This window comes from Clostridioides sp. ZZV15-6597 (assembly GCF_020657815.1).
Lineage (GTDB): Bacteria > Bacillota > Clostridia > Peptostreptococcales > Peptostreptococcaceae > Clostridioides.
The window spans coordinates 1-16,341 of sequence record NZ_JAGWCT010000089.1 but is presented as its reverse complement, the minus strand read 5'-3'; the positions used below and the strand labels follow the sequence as shown (position 1 = coordinate 16,341).

Below are 16,341 nucleotides of genomic sequence, written 5' to 3'. Positions count from 1 at the left end.
ATACATAAAAGATATAAAAATGTTGTTGAATATATAAAAATTGTGGCCAAGATTATAAGGGCTAAAACCATATTTATAATCATTCCCTTTTTGAAATAACCATTGTCATAATAATTCATATAGATAAACTTATTTTTACTCAAATTTTCTCACTCCTAAAACTCTAAAAATTTATATTGAAAAACTCTACAATTTCATCTTCATGATAATTTATTACTAGTTCTTCTGGAAAATTTACTGATTTTAAAACTTTCTCTGCACTTTCAAATTCACCTATAGAATAACATATATGAGAATCTGTACCAAGAATAACTCTTACACCATATTGTTTACATAACAGCAACATTTCACTTGCATTTTCCCAAGTTCCAGTTCTATGAGAATTCGAACTTAATGAAGAGTTGTTTATTTCTAAAAGAATATTTTTATCCTTTGCTTTTTTTACTATAGACTCATAATCTAAAGGGTATCTACTATCATCTGGATGCCCAATTATCTTTACTTTAGGTTTATCCATCACTTTTAAAATAGCATTTGTATTTTCTTCTTTTGTACCTGAAGCTATACAAGGTCTATGCAAACTTGCAATTATATAATCTAAATGTTGTAGCATATCTTCTGGAACATCTAAGTTTCCATCATAATCCATGATATTTCCTTCTATACCTCTAAGAATCCTTAAATCTTGTATTTGACGTGGAAGTAGATGTAAATTATAGAAGTAAAATGGATGTGGTCCTCCTGGCATATTAGGACCATGATCTGATATACCTAAATATTTTATATTTTTTTGAATTGCTTCTTCAACGTTTTCTTTAAAAGTACTATGTGCATGTCCACTTATTAAAGTATGACAATGTACATCTATAATAGCTTTTTTCATTAATTTTCCTCCTAATATCTTATATAAATTTTGTAGATAGTTAAAGGGCTATTTTAAAACTAAAGCTGTCAAAATAGACAGAGTAATGTTTTAAAACAGCCCCCCTTTTTGATTATTTTATATTTCTAAGTCTTTAAATTTATCTTTAAATAATTCTCCAATACTTCCTAGAGATTCTTCTACTTCTAAAAACTCTGTTATATCTTCTTCTGGTTCTCTAGTTGCCTCTTTTATTGAAACTAACATTCTCTTAGTTTTTGGTTTAAAATCAAGAATTTTAACTTTAATTTCGTCTCCAATATTAACAACATTAGTAACTTTAGCTACTCTAGTATCACTCAATTCAGAAATTGGTAAATAAGCATCTACACCTTCTTTGATTTGAACAAAGGCTCCCTTTTCTATAATTCTAAGAACTTTAGCATTAACAACATCATCAACTTGTAATTCTTTTGCTATTAAATCCCATGGGTCGTTGTTTATATCTTTTAATGCTAGTGCAATTTTTTTAGTTTCTTGATTTACATCTAATACATAAACTTCCACTTCTTGGCCTTCAGAGACAACATCTTCAACACTTTCAACTCTTGCCCAAGCTAGGTTATTTATATGTGCTAATCCTTCAATTCCACCAATATCTATAAAGGCACCATAAGTCATTATCTTTGTTACTTTACCATTTCTTTTTTGACCAACTTCAAGAGAATTAAATAATTCTTCTTTAGCTAATTTAATACGAGCTTTTTCTTCTTCTCTTTCATGTTTAATTCTAGCTCTTTCGGCTTCCTTTTCTGCCTTAATTTGAACTCTTCTTTCTTCTCTCTCTTTATTTATACGTTCTTGTAATACGTCTCTATGAGATGCTACAAATCTATTTTTTCTAGCATCCATTTCTTTTATATATACTTCTAAGTTAAGACCAACAAATTTAGACGTATCTGTAATAAATTTTGTGTCAAGCTGAGAAATTGGTATAAAAAATGTATATGTATTGTAATTAGCAAATACACCTTTTTCTATATTTTTTTCAACATTTACAGTTATTATTCTATGTTCATCATAAGCTTTGTGTAAATCAGCAAAATCTTTTTTTCTATCTAACTGTAACTTAGATAAAGTTATTGTTCCATCTTTTTGAGATACTTTTGTTATTATAGCAGTTATTTCATCATCTATATGATACAAATCTTCTATAGGTTGATTTTTTTCTATATTTAATTCACTTATAGGTATTATTCCATCAAACCCATAACCTAATTCTAGTTGTACTTCGTCATTTCTCACTGCAGTTATTTTTCCAGTTATCAATTCCCCAACTTTCACTTTGCTGAACACTTGCTCTTGTTGCTCAAGTAGCTCTTGCATTGTTAAATCATTTTCCATTATATAAACATCCTTTCCTCTTATTGATTATCATATCTGTAAATATTATACCATTAATATTGCAAATACTTACATTTTTCTTACTATAATTTTAAATTTTAATTCTAGTTTATATCTTTGTAAATTATAAAAAATATCTTCTTAAATTAAAATACAAATTTTAATTTTTATCTAATAAGATATGCTCCTAAAAACCTTATACTATTTAGATTTTACTCCTGTATTGCTTTAGGTTTTGATAGAGAACCTTTATAAAATATAAAGAAACAAATTGCTGTAATAGTAGCTGCTGTTATATCGGCAACTGGCTCTGCTAAAAGTACAGCAAAAAGTTTTTCATCAAAAAACATTGGAAGTATAAATATTAAAGGTATCAAAAGCACAACTTTTCTAAGAAGAGCTAAAATTAAAGATATTTTTGCTTTTCCAAGCGCTAAAAATGTTTGCTGGCAAGCTATTTGTATTCCAAACATAAAAGAACCAGCAAAATATATTTTTATACTCCAACTAGTCATACTAAGTAATTGTGGATTTTTGTTAAATATACTGACAAAAACCGTAGGGAATATCATAAGTAGAATCCACAAAATTGCAGAATATGTAAAACATGACAATAAACATAACTTAAAGGTCTTTTTTACTCTATCAATCTGTCCTGAACCATAATTGTAACTTATTATCGGCTGTGCCCCTTGTGTAAATCCCATGTTAGGAAGCATAAGAATTTGCATTATACTACTCATTATTGCCATTGAACCTACTGCTAAATCGCCTCCATACATCTGTAATTTGCTATTTAATGCTATAAGCACTAAACTCTCTGTAGATTGCATTATAAAAGGAGAAATTCCTAGTCCCAATACTGGTAAAATAATACTTGCTTTAGGCATCATGTATTTCTTTTTTATCTTAAGTATACTTTTCTTTCCAAATAGAAATACCAATACCCAAATAGCAGAAACTCCTTGTGCAATTATAGTGGCTAATGCTGCTCCTTTTACTCCCATACCAAATCCAAATATAAAAATTGGGTCTAGTATTATGTTTATCAAAGCTCCTATAGCAACCGTAATCATACCCGTTGTCGCAAATCCTTGAGTATTTATAAAAGTATTCATACCTAATGAAATTTGAACAAATACTGTACCTATTAAATAAATATTCAAATAATCCATTGAGTATCCAATTGTAGATTCGCTTGCTCCAAATAGCCAAAGTAAGGGTTCTTTTCCAATTTGAAAGCCTATAGTCAAAAGTATCGCCAAAATAACTAACACAGAAAAACTATTACTCATTATTTTCTCTGCTCCATCATTATCCTGTTCACCCATTTTTATAGCAGCTAGAGGACCTCCCCCCATACCAATTAAATAGCTACATGAAGTTATTATAATTATTATAGGAAATGCGACTCCGACACCTGCCATAGCAACTTCTCCACTTTCCATTCTACCAATAAAGATTCTATCTACTATGTTGTACAAAACATTTACAATTTGTGCAATAATAGCTGGTGTAGCCAATTTAAAAAGCAATTTGCCCACATTCTCACGACCTAAATCAGTATTTGAATTTTCCATCTTAAAACCTCCTTAATAAATTAATATTTAAATCTATTACTATTAAAAATACATTTTATATAAAAACTTTATTTTATTGATAGGCAAGTTTAAATTAATTTCCTCATAAATAATACTATACTATATTTCTTTTATCATAGTAAATATTTTAATACCAAATGAATTTAAATATTTTGCCTAAATAAAAAATATTTTTCACATACTTTCATAAAAAAACTATCCAAATATACTATTGGATAGTTTTATATTATATGTAGAGAAAGGGCTGATACTATAACTCCAGACAATAAATTTCCCAAAAATACCCCTATAAAAGCATCTTTTATTCTCATTTTTAGTATTGAGGCTATCGCAGATGCAGTCCATGTTCCTGTTGTTGGAAGTGGTATACCTACAAATAGTATTATACCTATTATTGAAACGCTTTTTAATTTCTTCATTCTTGAATTTATTTTTTTATCAATTGTGTTAGCAAGTCCCTTAAATAACTTTTTCCCTCTCAAAAATTGCAATATGTGTCTAAACGTCAATATCAAGGGAATTGATACCAAAGTAGAACCAATCACACTAAATACATAAACCCATATAGGATTTAAGCCCATTGCAATGCCGATAGGAATGGCTCCTCTTAATTCTGTTACAGGAACCATAGACAAAATTAATATGTGCAAATATCCCAAACTATCCCCTCCTATTCTAAGTGATATAAAGCTACGAATTTATTTGTTCTATAACCTCACCATTTTTCTTATTAACCAAAAATGCATTTTTAGCTAAGGAAAGCATAGGTAAATCACTTTTGGAGTCTGAGTATGCATATGAATTTTCATAATCAATCTCAATTCCAAGTTTATCTAATACAGCATTTATTCTCTGTATTTTTTCAATTCCCTTGCAGTTTTCGCCAATGAATTGGTTTTTGTATCTTGAATTTTCACAAAATAGTTCCGTACCTATAACTTCATCTGCAAAATCATAGTACTTAAAGTACTTCATATATGCATATGGAGATGCAGTTATCATAATTACAACATTATGTTCTTCTTTGTTTTTATAAATTACTTTTTTCATAGACTCATTAATTTTTTTCATTATACAACTATCAAAAAAATCTTTTAACTCATCTTCGCTAAAATCTACTATTGGATAAAAGATTGCCTCTTTTGCTTTTTTCAAAGGGACTATTTTAACCAAATACATGATTAGAGTAAAAATTATGTATGGCAATTTTATAATAGTCTTAAGTGTTTTATTTTTTAAAGAATAAATAAAAAAGTCTACCATACTATCAGTATTTATCACAGTATAATCTATATCGAGCAATAATACACTTTTTTTCATAAATATTTTCCCATCCTATCACTAAAAAATTAATATTATTAGACATGTAATTACCCATAAGATTACGTTTATTTTTAAAGCATTATCTTTTAGTACAATATCAGTAGGATTTCCTTCATTTGTTGTGTTAATTATATAATTATATCTAAGTACACCATAAACTACAAATATTGTTGTAAATATCATATCTGGCTTTTCTGGATTACTTGTAGAATATAATGCATAACATACAATTGTAGAACTTAATATCACTATCATCATTTGATTTAAATTTTCTATATCATAATCTTCTAGTATTTTTCTATGCTCAATTGCATCATCTTTTAAAAATATTATTTCTTTTTTACGTTTTCCAAGAGCTAAATACAGAGATAAAAAAAATGTACATAATATTATCCAGTTTGATAATCTAACATCTATAGCTACACATCCTGCATAAACTCTAAGTATAAAACCAAGAGATATAGAAAACACATCTAATAGAATTATATTCTTTAACTTAAGAGAATATAATATATTATTTATCAAATATAAAATGAGAATTATAGTCAGTTTGAAATTAATAATCGTTGACAAGCAAATTGAAATTAGAGCTAAAACAACAAATAATATATTCGCACTTCTTTTACTTATTCTTCCACTTGCTACTGGTCTATTACGTTTTTTAGGATGTTTTTTATCTTTATCCATATCTATAGCATCATTTAGTGCATATGCTGATGATGATATCAAACAAAAACACACAAAAGCTATAAATGTATTTAACAATAGACTTATATTTAGTATATTGTTTGAAAATATTATAGCAGCAAATATAAATAAATTCTTTATATACTGCTTTATTCTCATTAATCTTATATAATCTGAAATTTTAGTAAGAAGATTAATTATTGTATTTGTCTGTTTCATAAACTTACTACCCTTTCAACATTATTTTTTAAACAGGATATGATTTTATCCCAATATTTAAAATTTCTATAAATCCATTTAGATTACTAATTATTATAGTGACTAACAACAATGATAAAAATATATTGTACATGCTTTTTTCATTTTTTCTAAGTGCTTTAGTAAAGTAAGCTAATAAAACTATAACAGCAAAACTAAAGTTTATAGTCATAATACTTGAGTTAGTCAAATTGTACCCTATTATACCATGTAAAACTAAATTAAATAAAATTATTCCCATACACAACTTAGGAACTCTTTTTTCTGAGTTCTCAATAACTGCTAAAACACAAAAACAAAATGCTAATAGAGTAAGAATAACTGGTATTGTTGCAACTTCTCCATTTTGCAAAAATAGTCCTTTTTTAATCTCCGCTCCAGGAAAATAAAAAACTGAATACAATAATCTTTCTATAATCATTGCAATTTTTTCTAAAAAAGGCTCTCCACTTATAAACTTTGTATCATATTGTATTACATTTCCAAGATTCATAAAACTTTCATAAGATTTTGTTGAAACTACACAAATATATGCCATTATAATAAATGTAGTTAAATGTTTTAAAATTTTACCTATTTTTAGCTTAAATTCAAATATTAAGTTAAAGAAATACAAATATATATTACTAATAGTTATTCCAAATAATGGGATAGCTGCTAATTCTACTAAATAAGAGTTTTTTCCATTCATTTTATTTGCAATAAATATAAAAAATATTAATGTAAACTGACTATATATAAATCTTTCTACATTTAATGTCATAAATAGTTGTGGAAAAGAAAATATCATTATCATAGTAAGTAAAATTAAAGTTAACCTCTGCATCTTTATTTTTTTGATGTGATTAAAAACCAAAGTTATAGATGTAGCACTAGTTATTATTTGCAGACAAATCAATCCAAATCCATAAGCACTATTAAAATCGGTTGTCCCTGGATTTGCTATTGAGGTACATAGTAAATATATTGGATATGCAAAAATTGATATAATAGCTGAAAATAATACATGCTTGCTATTATCTTGATTTATAGCAAATACATTTAAATTGAATAGTACACCTGTATCTGTATCTAATAATACATCATAAGTGTTGTTCAAATCATAAAATATTGTAGTTTTAGAAAAGAATGCTATCGTTATTATTAAATAAGTTATTGTGACTAATATAAATAAAAACATCTCATTTTTATATTTAAATATATTATTTTTCAATATATATCACCCTCCATTCATTATATAGGATTTGTTACTACCTACAATTTATTCTTTTAATTATAATAATCATTTTTATAATATCCTTACTTGTTTTATTGTAATTGAATAATTCCTTATTTACAACCACAATATTTACTTTATTAAAAGCTATAATTAAATAAAAATTATTTGTGTAATATATATTCGAAGCCTATAAAATTAGAGTTTGCAAGTGATTTCAATGTAAAATATTGGAATGATTCAATATAAAAATAGATGCTGTCAGTTAGTATAAATTTCACTACAATAAATCAAAGCATAATATAAGGGGCTGTCTCAAAATACAGATAAGCCTCTTTTTCATTGTTGAAATGATGAAAATATATTTGATTCCATACAAAAAAGAGTGCCTCATGAACTAAAAAGTTCATTTTGAGACACCCCCTTATAAATTAAGCTATTATTAAATACTATACAAATTTTAAGTACATTATAAATTGATTATACTGTAACATTATTAACTCCATTTTCTTCCCATTGTTTAATTTCTTTTAACCTAGCAATTATCGGTAAATGCTGAGTACACTCAATTTCACATTTTCCACAAGCTATACATTCTTTAGCTTTTGCTTTACTATTCATTGTATAATTCCAATGTGCTAGCCCATAAACCGATTTTATCATTTCTTCATCACTCTTTTTAAACATCTGTTTTTCATTATAGAAAAGCATATATGCTGGAGTGTTTATATCTTTTGGACATACTTTACAATATCCACAACCTGTACATATTTCATTCATATTTTTACTTAATCTAGTTTCAATATCATATATATCTTCATCTGAATATATTTTGTTCTCATCTGCAATTTTACAAGCATCATCTATATCCTGCTTTTTATTAACTCCTATTAACGATATATTTATTTGTGGAATTCCTATGTTAAATCTTAAAGCTGATTCTACAGTACTTTCACCTTCTCTTGCTAGAAAAGAAAGTTCTTCATTGTACTTTGGAATAGTTCCACCACTTAATGGATTCATAGCGACAACACCATATCCATTTTCAACAGCATGTTTAGCACCCTTTAATCTATATGGAAAGTTTAATATATTAATTCCCATAGTAACACCTTCAAACTTATTTTCATCAAGAACTTTTATGACTTCATCTCCTGGCTGATGAGATGAAAATACTATGTGGTCTATCAATCCTTCTTCTTTACATTTTAATAGACCCTCATACTGACCTCCAGGTCTCATTGCAAATTCATAATGTTCCATTTTTCTAATATTCCATATATGATAGAAATTTATTTTAGATACGCCCAATCGCTCTATTGACTTTTTTACAGCATCAATTGCTTTTTCTGCTGTGTCGTATTCTTTTGGCTTCCCTTTTGTAGATACGTAAAAATCTGTTTTACCACTTTTTATCATTTGTCTAAATGCTAGTCCAAATATATCCTCGCTTCTATCATCACAATACCCTGGTGCTGTATCAAAATAATTAATGCCTTTTTCATATGCATATTTAATTAAGTCAGCATTTTCTTGGTCGCTTTTCTCTAAATCAAATCTTAATCCTCCATATCCAACTACCGAAACCATTTTCCCAGTCTTTCCATATTCAACGTATCTCATAATAAATTCCTCCTTAGGTATATTAAGACTTAATTTCTCTATAAAAAATATTATACCATAAATATTTTCAGAAAATATTTATGGTATAATATTTTTTTTATGAATTATAAATTTTTATACTTAGGTCTTCATAGTCAAATTAAAAACTATAAAAAGGTTCAATATGCACTATTACTTGAGCATTTTCATTAATTTCTTCTTGTATTTGTTTCTCAATTTTATGCGTTAAGTCATGAGATTGCTCTACACTTATAAATGGGTCTACCATTACATGCATATCAATATAAATAACACTCTTACTACCTCTACTTCTAATATTATGCACATCTCTCACTTCATTAAATTCAAATACAATCTCCCTTACATACTCTTCATCTACAGCTACTCTATCAACTAAAATTCCAATAGATGGTTTAAATATTCCATAAGCTGAATAAATTATAAACCCAGAAATAATAATAGGAACTACAGATTCTATTATTACTGGAAATCCTAACTTAACACCAACTAAAGTAACCAATACTCCTAAAGACACAAATATATCACTTCTTGTATGCAATGAATCTGAAATCAAGACATAACTATTCAGTTTAGTTCCAACTCTATATTCATATATACAGACAAAAATATTTATAAAAAGAGTAATGACTAAAGCGATTAAACTTTCTATAGTTATAGAAGGTGTAACTGGGTTTGCTAGTCTTGATATAGAACTAAGAATTATCTTAACTGCTATAACAAATAACATACCACTAATAAATAAACTGGTTATAATTTCAAATTTTTTATGCCCATAAGGATGATCTTTATCTTTTGGTTTAGATGCAAAAAAAATACCTATTAATCCTACTATATTAGATGCTCCATCTGACAGAGAATGAAACCCATCTGCTGTCATACTATAGCTTTTAATTTTATTACCAATAATTATTTTTAATAATGCTACAGCAAAATTGGCAAATAAAATTATCCATAACACTTGCTTCACTTTTTTATAATTATCCATAACTGTATACCTCCTCCCTTCGACTTAATCGAAAAAAGACTATGTATCAATATCAATTGACTAGATAAGCAAATTGTATATAAGCACACTTACTATATTTATATTCAAAGTTGGTTGTACTTGTTCATTCAATTTAAAAATTAATTATGAATTAAAAACTATAATATAGGTTTTGTATACAAAAAAATAAGTTATAGATAGTATTTAAAATACTATCTATAACTTAAGTTCATAATATAAACTATTAATTTTCTATACTAAACCTTCTTTAACTAAGAATGAATGAGCAACTTCTTCTGGTGATTTTCCAAGCTCATCAACTTGATAGTTAAGTTCTCTCATAGTTTCTTCATCTATTTTTCCTGAAAGCATATTCATCACTTTCTCTAACTCAGGATATTTCTTTAAAGTATCTTGTCTCACTAATGGAGCTGCATAATATGGAACAAAGAAGTTTTTGTCATCTTCTAATATCTTAAGATTAAACTTTTTAATAAGACCATCAGTTAAAAATGCATCTACAACCTGAGATTCATCATTGTCTAAAGCTGTATATCTTAAACTTCCATTCATAGCTTTTACATCTTTGAATTTTAGACCATAATCTCTAGAAATACCTACAAAACCATCTTCTCTATTTTCAAACTCTAAAGTTGGTGAGAAAGTAAAGTCACTACTATATTTAGTTAAATCAGAAATAGTGTTTATTCCATACTTCTCCGCAGTTTTAGGCATCATGGCCAATGTATAAGTATTGTTAAATCCAATAGGGTCAAGTAAAGTTAATTGATTCTCTTTTTCCATAGTATCTTTAACAACTTTATATGCTTCATCAGCATCTTTAATTGGTGCATGCTTCATTACATTTACTAAAAGTGTACCTGTATAATCTACATACATATCAAGTTCACCAGACTTAATAGCATTAAATGCAACAGAAGAACCACCTAGATTTAAATTCTTTTTAACGTTAAGGTCTGTATTTTTCTCTATCAATTCAGCATAAACATTACCAAGAATAAGTTGTTCTGTATAATCTTTAGAGCCTATAGTTATTGTCTCTTTTTTGCTTGAAAAACTTGAACCAAAAGTAACAAATAACATTGCAATAATTATTATAGCAGACACTACTTTAAGTCCTATATAATTTTTCTTTGGAACCTTTGGGTTTAACCCTTTTGGAGTAACTGCAACTTCAATCTTACTAAATAAATAATCAACTAATAATGCAATTATACATGATGGAATTGCTCCTGCTAAAATCATATTGTTATTTACAGTTTGTACACCTGAAAATACTAAATATCCCAGACCACCAGCACCTATAAATGCTGCAAGAGTCATAAGACCAACCGCTGTAACAGCAGATATTCTAACCCCACCCATTATTATAGGCAAAGCTAAAGGAAACTGTATTTTAAATAAAGTTTGGTTTCTTGTAAGACCAATACCTTTAGCAGATTCTAATACTACTGGGTCAATACTTGTTATACCTATATATGTGTTTTTTACAATTGGTAATAATGAATATACTACTACCATAAATATTGCTGGTTTGCTTCCTATACCAAGTACTGGTACAAGAAGACCCAAAAGTGCCATTGATGGAACTGCTTGAACTAAGTTTACAAATCCAAGCACAATTTTTCTAAGAGATGAGATTCTTGAAATAATTATTCCTAAAGGGACACCCACTAGTATAGCTATCAAAATGGATGTAACAGTTAAGCTCATATGTTGTATCAAAAGCTCTATAATCTTATCTTTTTGCAATAGTATAAAATTGAAAAAATTACCCAAGGACACTCACCTCCATTTCTAGGAATTGCTCACTTAAAACAGAAAGTAAACTACTTCTAGTAATCAGTCCTACTAGTTTATTTTCACTTGAAACAACTGGAATATATCCAACTGAATTACAGTTCATTATATTTAGTATTTCCACTAAATTATCACCTTCATTTACATGCAAAGGCTCTCTTGACATAATATCACTAAGCAATGTCGATTTATCATGAATATCTTTCATATCTTTTACAGTAACAATACCTTTTAGTGTTCTAGCTCTATCTATGATTAGTAAGCTATCAACCTTACTGCTTCTCATAATTTCTATACCTTGAGTTACAGTTCTTGTTGAATTAACAGCAATAGGATTTTTTATCATAATATCTTTTGCTTTTATATATTCTGGATTATCCCAAACTCTATCTTCTCCAATAAAATCTTTTACAAAATCATTTGCTGGATTTCTAAGTATGTTCTCTGGAGTATCATACTGTGCTATTCTTCCATCTTTCATAATACAAATCTTATCCGCTATCTTTAAAGCTTCATCCATATCATGAGTTACAAATATTATAGTTTTTTTCAGTTCATCTTGAAGAGAAAATAATTGTTCTTGTAAAGATGTTCTTGTTATTGGGTCTAAAGCACTAAAAGGCTCATCCATTAATATTATTTCAGCATCAGTTGCAATGGCTCTTGCAACACCAATTCTTTGCTGTTGACCCCCACTAAGCTCTGAAGGATACTTATTTAGAAAATCATCACTATCAAGACCTACCATTTCAAGTAGTTGTAAAGTTCTTGCCTCAATTTCTTCAACTGACTTTTCCTTTTTTAGACGTGGAATTAATTCTATATTCTCTTTTATTGTAAGATGAGGAAATAGACCTGTGTTCTGTATAACATATCCTATTTTCCTTCTAAGTTCTATTTCATTTTCTTGAGAAATTGGTTTACCATTAATATATATTTCACCAGATGTAGGTTTTATTAATTTGTTTATAAGCTTCAAAGTAGTAGTTTTCCCACAACCACTTGAGCCAATTAAAACCACCAATGTGCCTGTTTCAACGGCTAGAGAAATATCATCTAATACTACATTATTTCCCATTTTCTTGGTTACGTTTCTTATCTCTATCATAATTTATCATCCCCTCTTTCGACAAGCAACCTTTGTCATCACAATAAGTTGTTTTTATAATTATATCACAATATCCCCTTTATGTAAACAAAGTACGACTTTTGGGTTAATACATATTAGTAAACATTACTGTAAACATCAAGCATGTGTATACAATATTCAAAATCAAAAAATATAAAAAATAATAAAAAAATCTCTATAAAATAATACAACACTAGCCTTAATTATATATAATTAAAACTAGTGTTAATTCATTCATTTAAACAAATAGTTATAGTTGAATACTATCCATATACTCAAATAAAGTAATGTCTTTATAAGTTTCTTTTTTATCACTTAAGTTTGATATTGTGACTCCTAATAGTCTAATTTGTTTTCCATTCATTTCAACATTTCTCAATAAATTGTCAACACCACTTCTTATATCATTATATTCATCAATATAATGTTCTAAACTAAGACTTCTAGTTATCTGTGTAAAATCCTCATACTTAATTTTTAATGTCAACGTCTTTCCAAATTTCTCAGAGTTTCTTAATCTATGGCATACTTCCTCACAAAGTTCATCAAGGATATTACGTGTTTCCTCTTCGTCAATATCTAAGTTATGACTTAGTGTGGTCTCTGCTCCAACAGATTTTCTAACTCTATTTGGCTCTACTGGTCTGTCATCTATACCCCTCGCAAATTTATATAAGTCATATCCTCTCTTCTTAAATATACTCTCAAGTTCAAATAAATCTAAACATCTTAAATCATATCCTGTTTTTATACCTAAATTTTTAAGAGTATTTGAAGTGACTTTTCCAACACCAAAAAATTTACTTACAGGCAATTTATCTAAAAAATCCTGAATATTTTCTTCATTTATTACAGTCAGTCCATTAGGCTTTTTTAAATCTGATGCTATCTTAGCAAGAAATTTATTATATGAGATACCTGCTGAAGAGGTAAGTCCAACTTCCTTAAATATATCTCTTTTAATTTGCTTTGCTATTTCAATTGATGAATCAATATTCTTTTTATTTTTCGTTACATCTAAATATGCTTCATCTAAAGATAGTGGCTCTACTAAATCTGTGTATCTATAAAATATATTTCTTATTTGATTTGATACACTTTTATAGACCTCAAATCTAGGTCTTACAAAAACTGCATATGGGCACCTATTATAAGCTACAGCGGATGGCATAGCTGAATGTATGCCAAATTTTCTAGCCTCGTAAGAACACGTTGCAACTACTCCTCTGCTTTGTGGATTTCCACCAACAACCACAGGTCTACCTTTTAATTTTTTATTGTCTCTTTGTTCTATAGACGCATAAAAAGCATCCATATCTATATGAATTATTTTTCTATGAAGCTCCATTATTATCACCTTTTAAAGTATAAGTAGATTAAATTTATTTACATCACTGTTTTAATTATACCAAACTTATGTTTCTTTATGCTATTTTTTCATTTATTTTATTTATATATCAATATTTTCTCTTACTAAAATAGTTTATAATCAACTAATTCAATATAATTTATAAAAAATCATAAAAAACACTTGCAAAAACTAGGTAAAAGCTTTACAATAGGTATTCCAAGGAACTAAATTAAAATTCCTTATGGATAACAGTATATATATTAATTTAAATGGGATGTTTTAAAAATAAAAGACTGCCTTATACAAGACAGTCTACTGATTTTATTATAATTGTAATGGACTGCTCAAACTATTACTTTAAAACAGCCCATATTTTTTTGTATAATTATATTTTTAGCTATAGTAAAGATTTTGTGAAGGATACTCTGGGTCACAAGTTACATCTATACCAAGCTTTCTAAATGTTTGTTCATCATCTCTATTTAATATAGTAGTAGAATGAGCTTGACACCCTTTTAATAAAGCTAACTTTTCCATAGCAAATTGTGCAGTTGGATTAGTTACAGCGCAAATACTAAGAGCAGTTAAAACCTCTTGACAGCTAAGTGAAACATTTCTACTTGCTAAAGTTTTTGTTTTTAAATTTATAATAGGCTCTAATATTACAGGTGATATTAAATGCATATCATCAGATATATTGGCTAAATGTTTAATTGCATTTAGTACTGCTGCTGCTGTTCCATTCATTAAGTCAGAACCTTTACCAGTTAATATTGTCCCATCTTCTAATTCTAGTGACACTACAGGACAAGTATCATTTTTATCAGCATTTTCTTTTAACTTATTACTGTAATTTCTAGCAGGTAAAACAACGTTTCTATCTTCTGGCTTTAAGTTAAGTTCTTCCATAATCATTTTCATTCTATCATAAGCACCTTTATCAACTTGTCCCTTTTTATACTCACAGGCAGTTTTAAAGTATCTTCTTATAATTTCTTCTATAGAAGCTTTTCTTATTACTTCATCATCTATTATTCCAAAACCAACTCTATTAACACCCATGTCAGTTGGAGATTGGAAAATTGATTCTTTTCCAGTTATTTTTTCTATTATTTTTTTAAGCACTGGGAATAACTCTAAATCTCTATTATAGTTTACTGACATTTCACCATAAGTTTCAAGATGGAATGAATCTATCATATTTACGTCTTTTAAATCTACTGTAGCTGCCTCATAAGCTATATTTAAAGGATGTTTCACAGGTATATTCCAAACTGGGAATGTTTCAAATTTAGAATATCCAACTACATTTCCTCTTTTATTTTCATGGTATAACTGACTTAAGCAAGTACCAAGTTTTCCACTATTAGGTCCTGGTGCTGTTACTACTACAATTGGCTTTGTAGTTTCTATATAATCATTTGCTCCATATCCTTCATCACTAACTATAGTTTCAACATCTGAAGGATATCCCTTTGTTGGATAATGTTTATAAACTTTGATTCCTCTACGCTCTAACTTATTTATAAATACAGTCGTTGCAGGTTGTCCCTCAAATCTAGTGATTACTACACTATTTACATCTAGTTCATAACCTCTTAAATCATCTATTAATCTTAAAACTTCCATATCATAAGTGATACCAAAGTCACCTCTTATTTTATTTCTTTCTATATCTCCTGCATACACGCAAATTACAACTTCAACTTTTTCTTTCATATGTTGTAATACTTTTATCTTTGCATTTTCATCAAAACCTGGAAGTACTCTTTTTGCATGAAGGTCTCCCATTAATTTTCCTCCAAACTCCAAATAAAGCTTGTCAAAATTATTTACTCTCTCTAAGATATATTTAGACTGCTCTTCTAAATATTTTTTGTGGTCAAATCCTATTTTCATCTTAACACCTCACTAAATTAAATTTCTTTTTGATAACAGTATGTTTATATATATTTTTTTAGTAAAACATCTTATAAAAAAATGTTAATACTTTTTCACTCAAAGTAATATTATACATTTAAGATTAATTTTTTTCAAGATAGTTTTATGGTAAATAAGAT

Annotated in this window: 13 protein-coding genes; all 13 read right to left on the bottom strand. The window is 27.8% G+C overall.

Going from position 1 to position 16,341, the window contains the following annotated elements; genetic code table 11:
- Window positions 1-163: 163 nt before the first annotated feature.
- The gene (locus tag KGF52_RS16240; RefSeq protein ID WP_227840893.1) at window positions 164-883 is read right to left on the bottom strand and encodes a phosphatase; all 720 of its coding nucleotides are present in this window, start codon (window positions 881-883) and stop codon (window positions 164-166) included.
- A gap of 117 nt (window positions 884-1,000) precedes the next feature.
- Entirely contained in the window at window positions 1,001-2,266 is a 1,266-nt protein-coding gene (locus tag KGF52_RS16235) for a S1 RNA-binding domain-containing protein (RefSeq protein WP_227840892.1), read from the bottom strand.
- Between the two features lie 212 nt (window positions 2,267-2,478).
- Window positions 2,479-3,846 carry an MATE family efflux transporter gene (locus KGF52_RS16230; RefSeq protein ID WP_227840891.1) on the bottom strand — a complete coding sequence of 456 codons (1,368 nt, stop codon included), beginning with the start codon at window positions 3,844-3,846 and terminating at the stop codon, window positions 2,479-2,481.
- Window positions 3,847-4,088: 242 nt separating this feature from the next.
- Window positions 4,089-4,526, bottom strand: coding sequence for a COG2426 family protein (locus KGF52_RS16225; protein ID WP_227829841.1), 438 nt, complete (start codon window positions 4,524-4,526; stop codon window positions 4,089-4,091).
- Window positions 4,527-4,557: 31 nt separating this feature from the next.
- Entirely contained in the window at window positions 4,558-5,187 is a 630-nt protein-coding gene (locus KGF52_RS16220) for an HAD family hydrolase (protein WP_227840890.1), read from the bottom strand.
- Between the two features lie 21 nt (window positions 5,188-5,208).
- Entirely contained in the window at window positions 5,209-6,096 is an 888-nt protein-coding gene (locus tag KGF52_RS16215) for a decaprenyl-phosphate phosphoribosyltransferase (protein ID WP_227840889.1), read from the bottom strand.
- Window positions 6,097-6,124: 28 nt separating this feature from the next.
- Window positions 6,125-7,348 carry a DUF6080 domain-containing protein gene (locus KGF52_RS16210; RefSeq protein WP_227840888.1) on the bottom strand — a complete coding sequence of 408 codons (1,224 nt, stop codon included), beginning with the start codon at window positions 7,346-7,348 and terminating at the stop codon, window positions 6,125-6,127.
- Between the two features lie 483 nt (window positions 7,349-7,831).
- Window positions 7,832-8,974, bottom strand: a complete 1,143-nt coding sequence (locus KGF52_RS16205) for an aldo/keto reductase (RefSeq protein WP_227840887.1) — start codon at window positions 8,972-8,974, stop codon at window positions 7,832-7,834.
- 139 nt (window positions 8,975-9,113) lie between these two features.
- Window positions 9,114-9,980 carry a cation diffusion facilitator family transporter gene (locus KGF52_RS16200; RefSeq protein ID WP_227829846.1) on the bottom strand — a complete coding sequence of 289 codons (867 nt, stop codon included), beginning with the start codon at window positions 9,978-9,980 and terminating at the stop codon, window positions 9,114-9,116.
- Between the two features lie 252 nt (window positions 9,981-10,232).
- Window positions 10,233-11,780 carry a glycine betaine ABC transporter substrate-binding protein gene (locus KGF52_RS16195; protein WP_227829847.1) on the bottom strand — a complete coding sequence of 516 codons (1,548 nt, stop codon included), beginning with the start codon at window positions 11,778-11,780 and terminating at the stop codon, window positions 10,233-10,235.
- Window positions 11,773-12,909, bottom strand: a complete 1,137-nt coding sequence (locus KGF52_RS16190; RefSeq protein WP_227829848.1) for an ABC transporter ATP-binding protein — start codon at window positions 12,907-12,909, stop codon at window positions 11,773-11,775. The genes KGF52_RS16195 and KGF52_RS16190 overlap by 8 nt, the downstream gene beginning before the upstream one ends.
- A 271-nt stretch (window positions 12,910-13,180) precedes the next feature.
- The gene (gene dinB, locus KGF52_RS16185) at window positions 13,181-14,278 is read right to left on the bottom strand and encodes a DNA polymerase IV (RefSeq protein ID WP_227840886.1); all 1,098 of its coding nucleotides are present in this window, start codon (window positions 14,276-14,278) and stop codon (window positions 13,181-13,183) included.
- Between the two features lie 396 nt (window positions 14,279-14,674).
- Complete coding sequence (locus tag KGF52_RS16180; RefSeq protein WP_227840885.1) at window positions 14,675-16,180, bottom strand: DUF1846 domain-containing protein; 1,506 nt, start codon at window positions 16,178-16,180, stop codon at window positions 14,675-14,677.
- Between the last annotated feature and the right edge of the window lie 161 nt (window positions 16,181-16,341).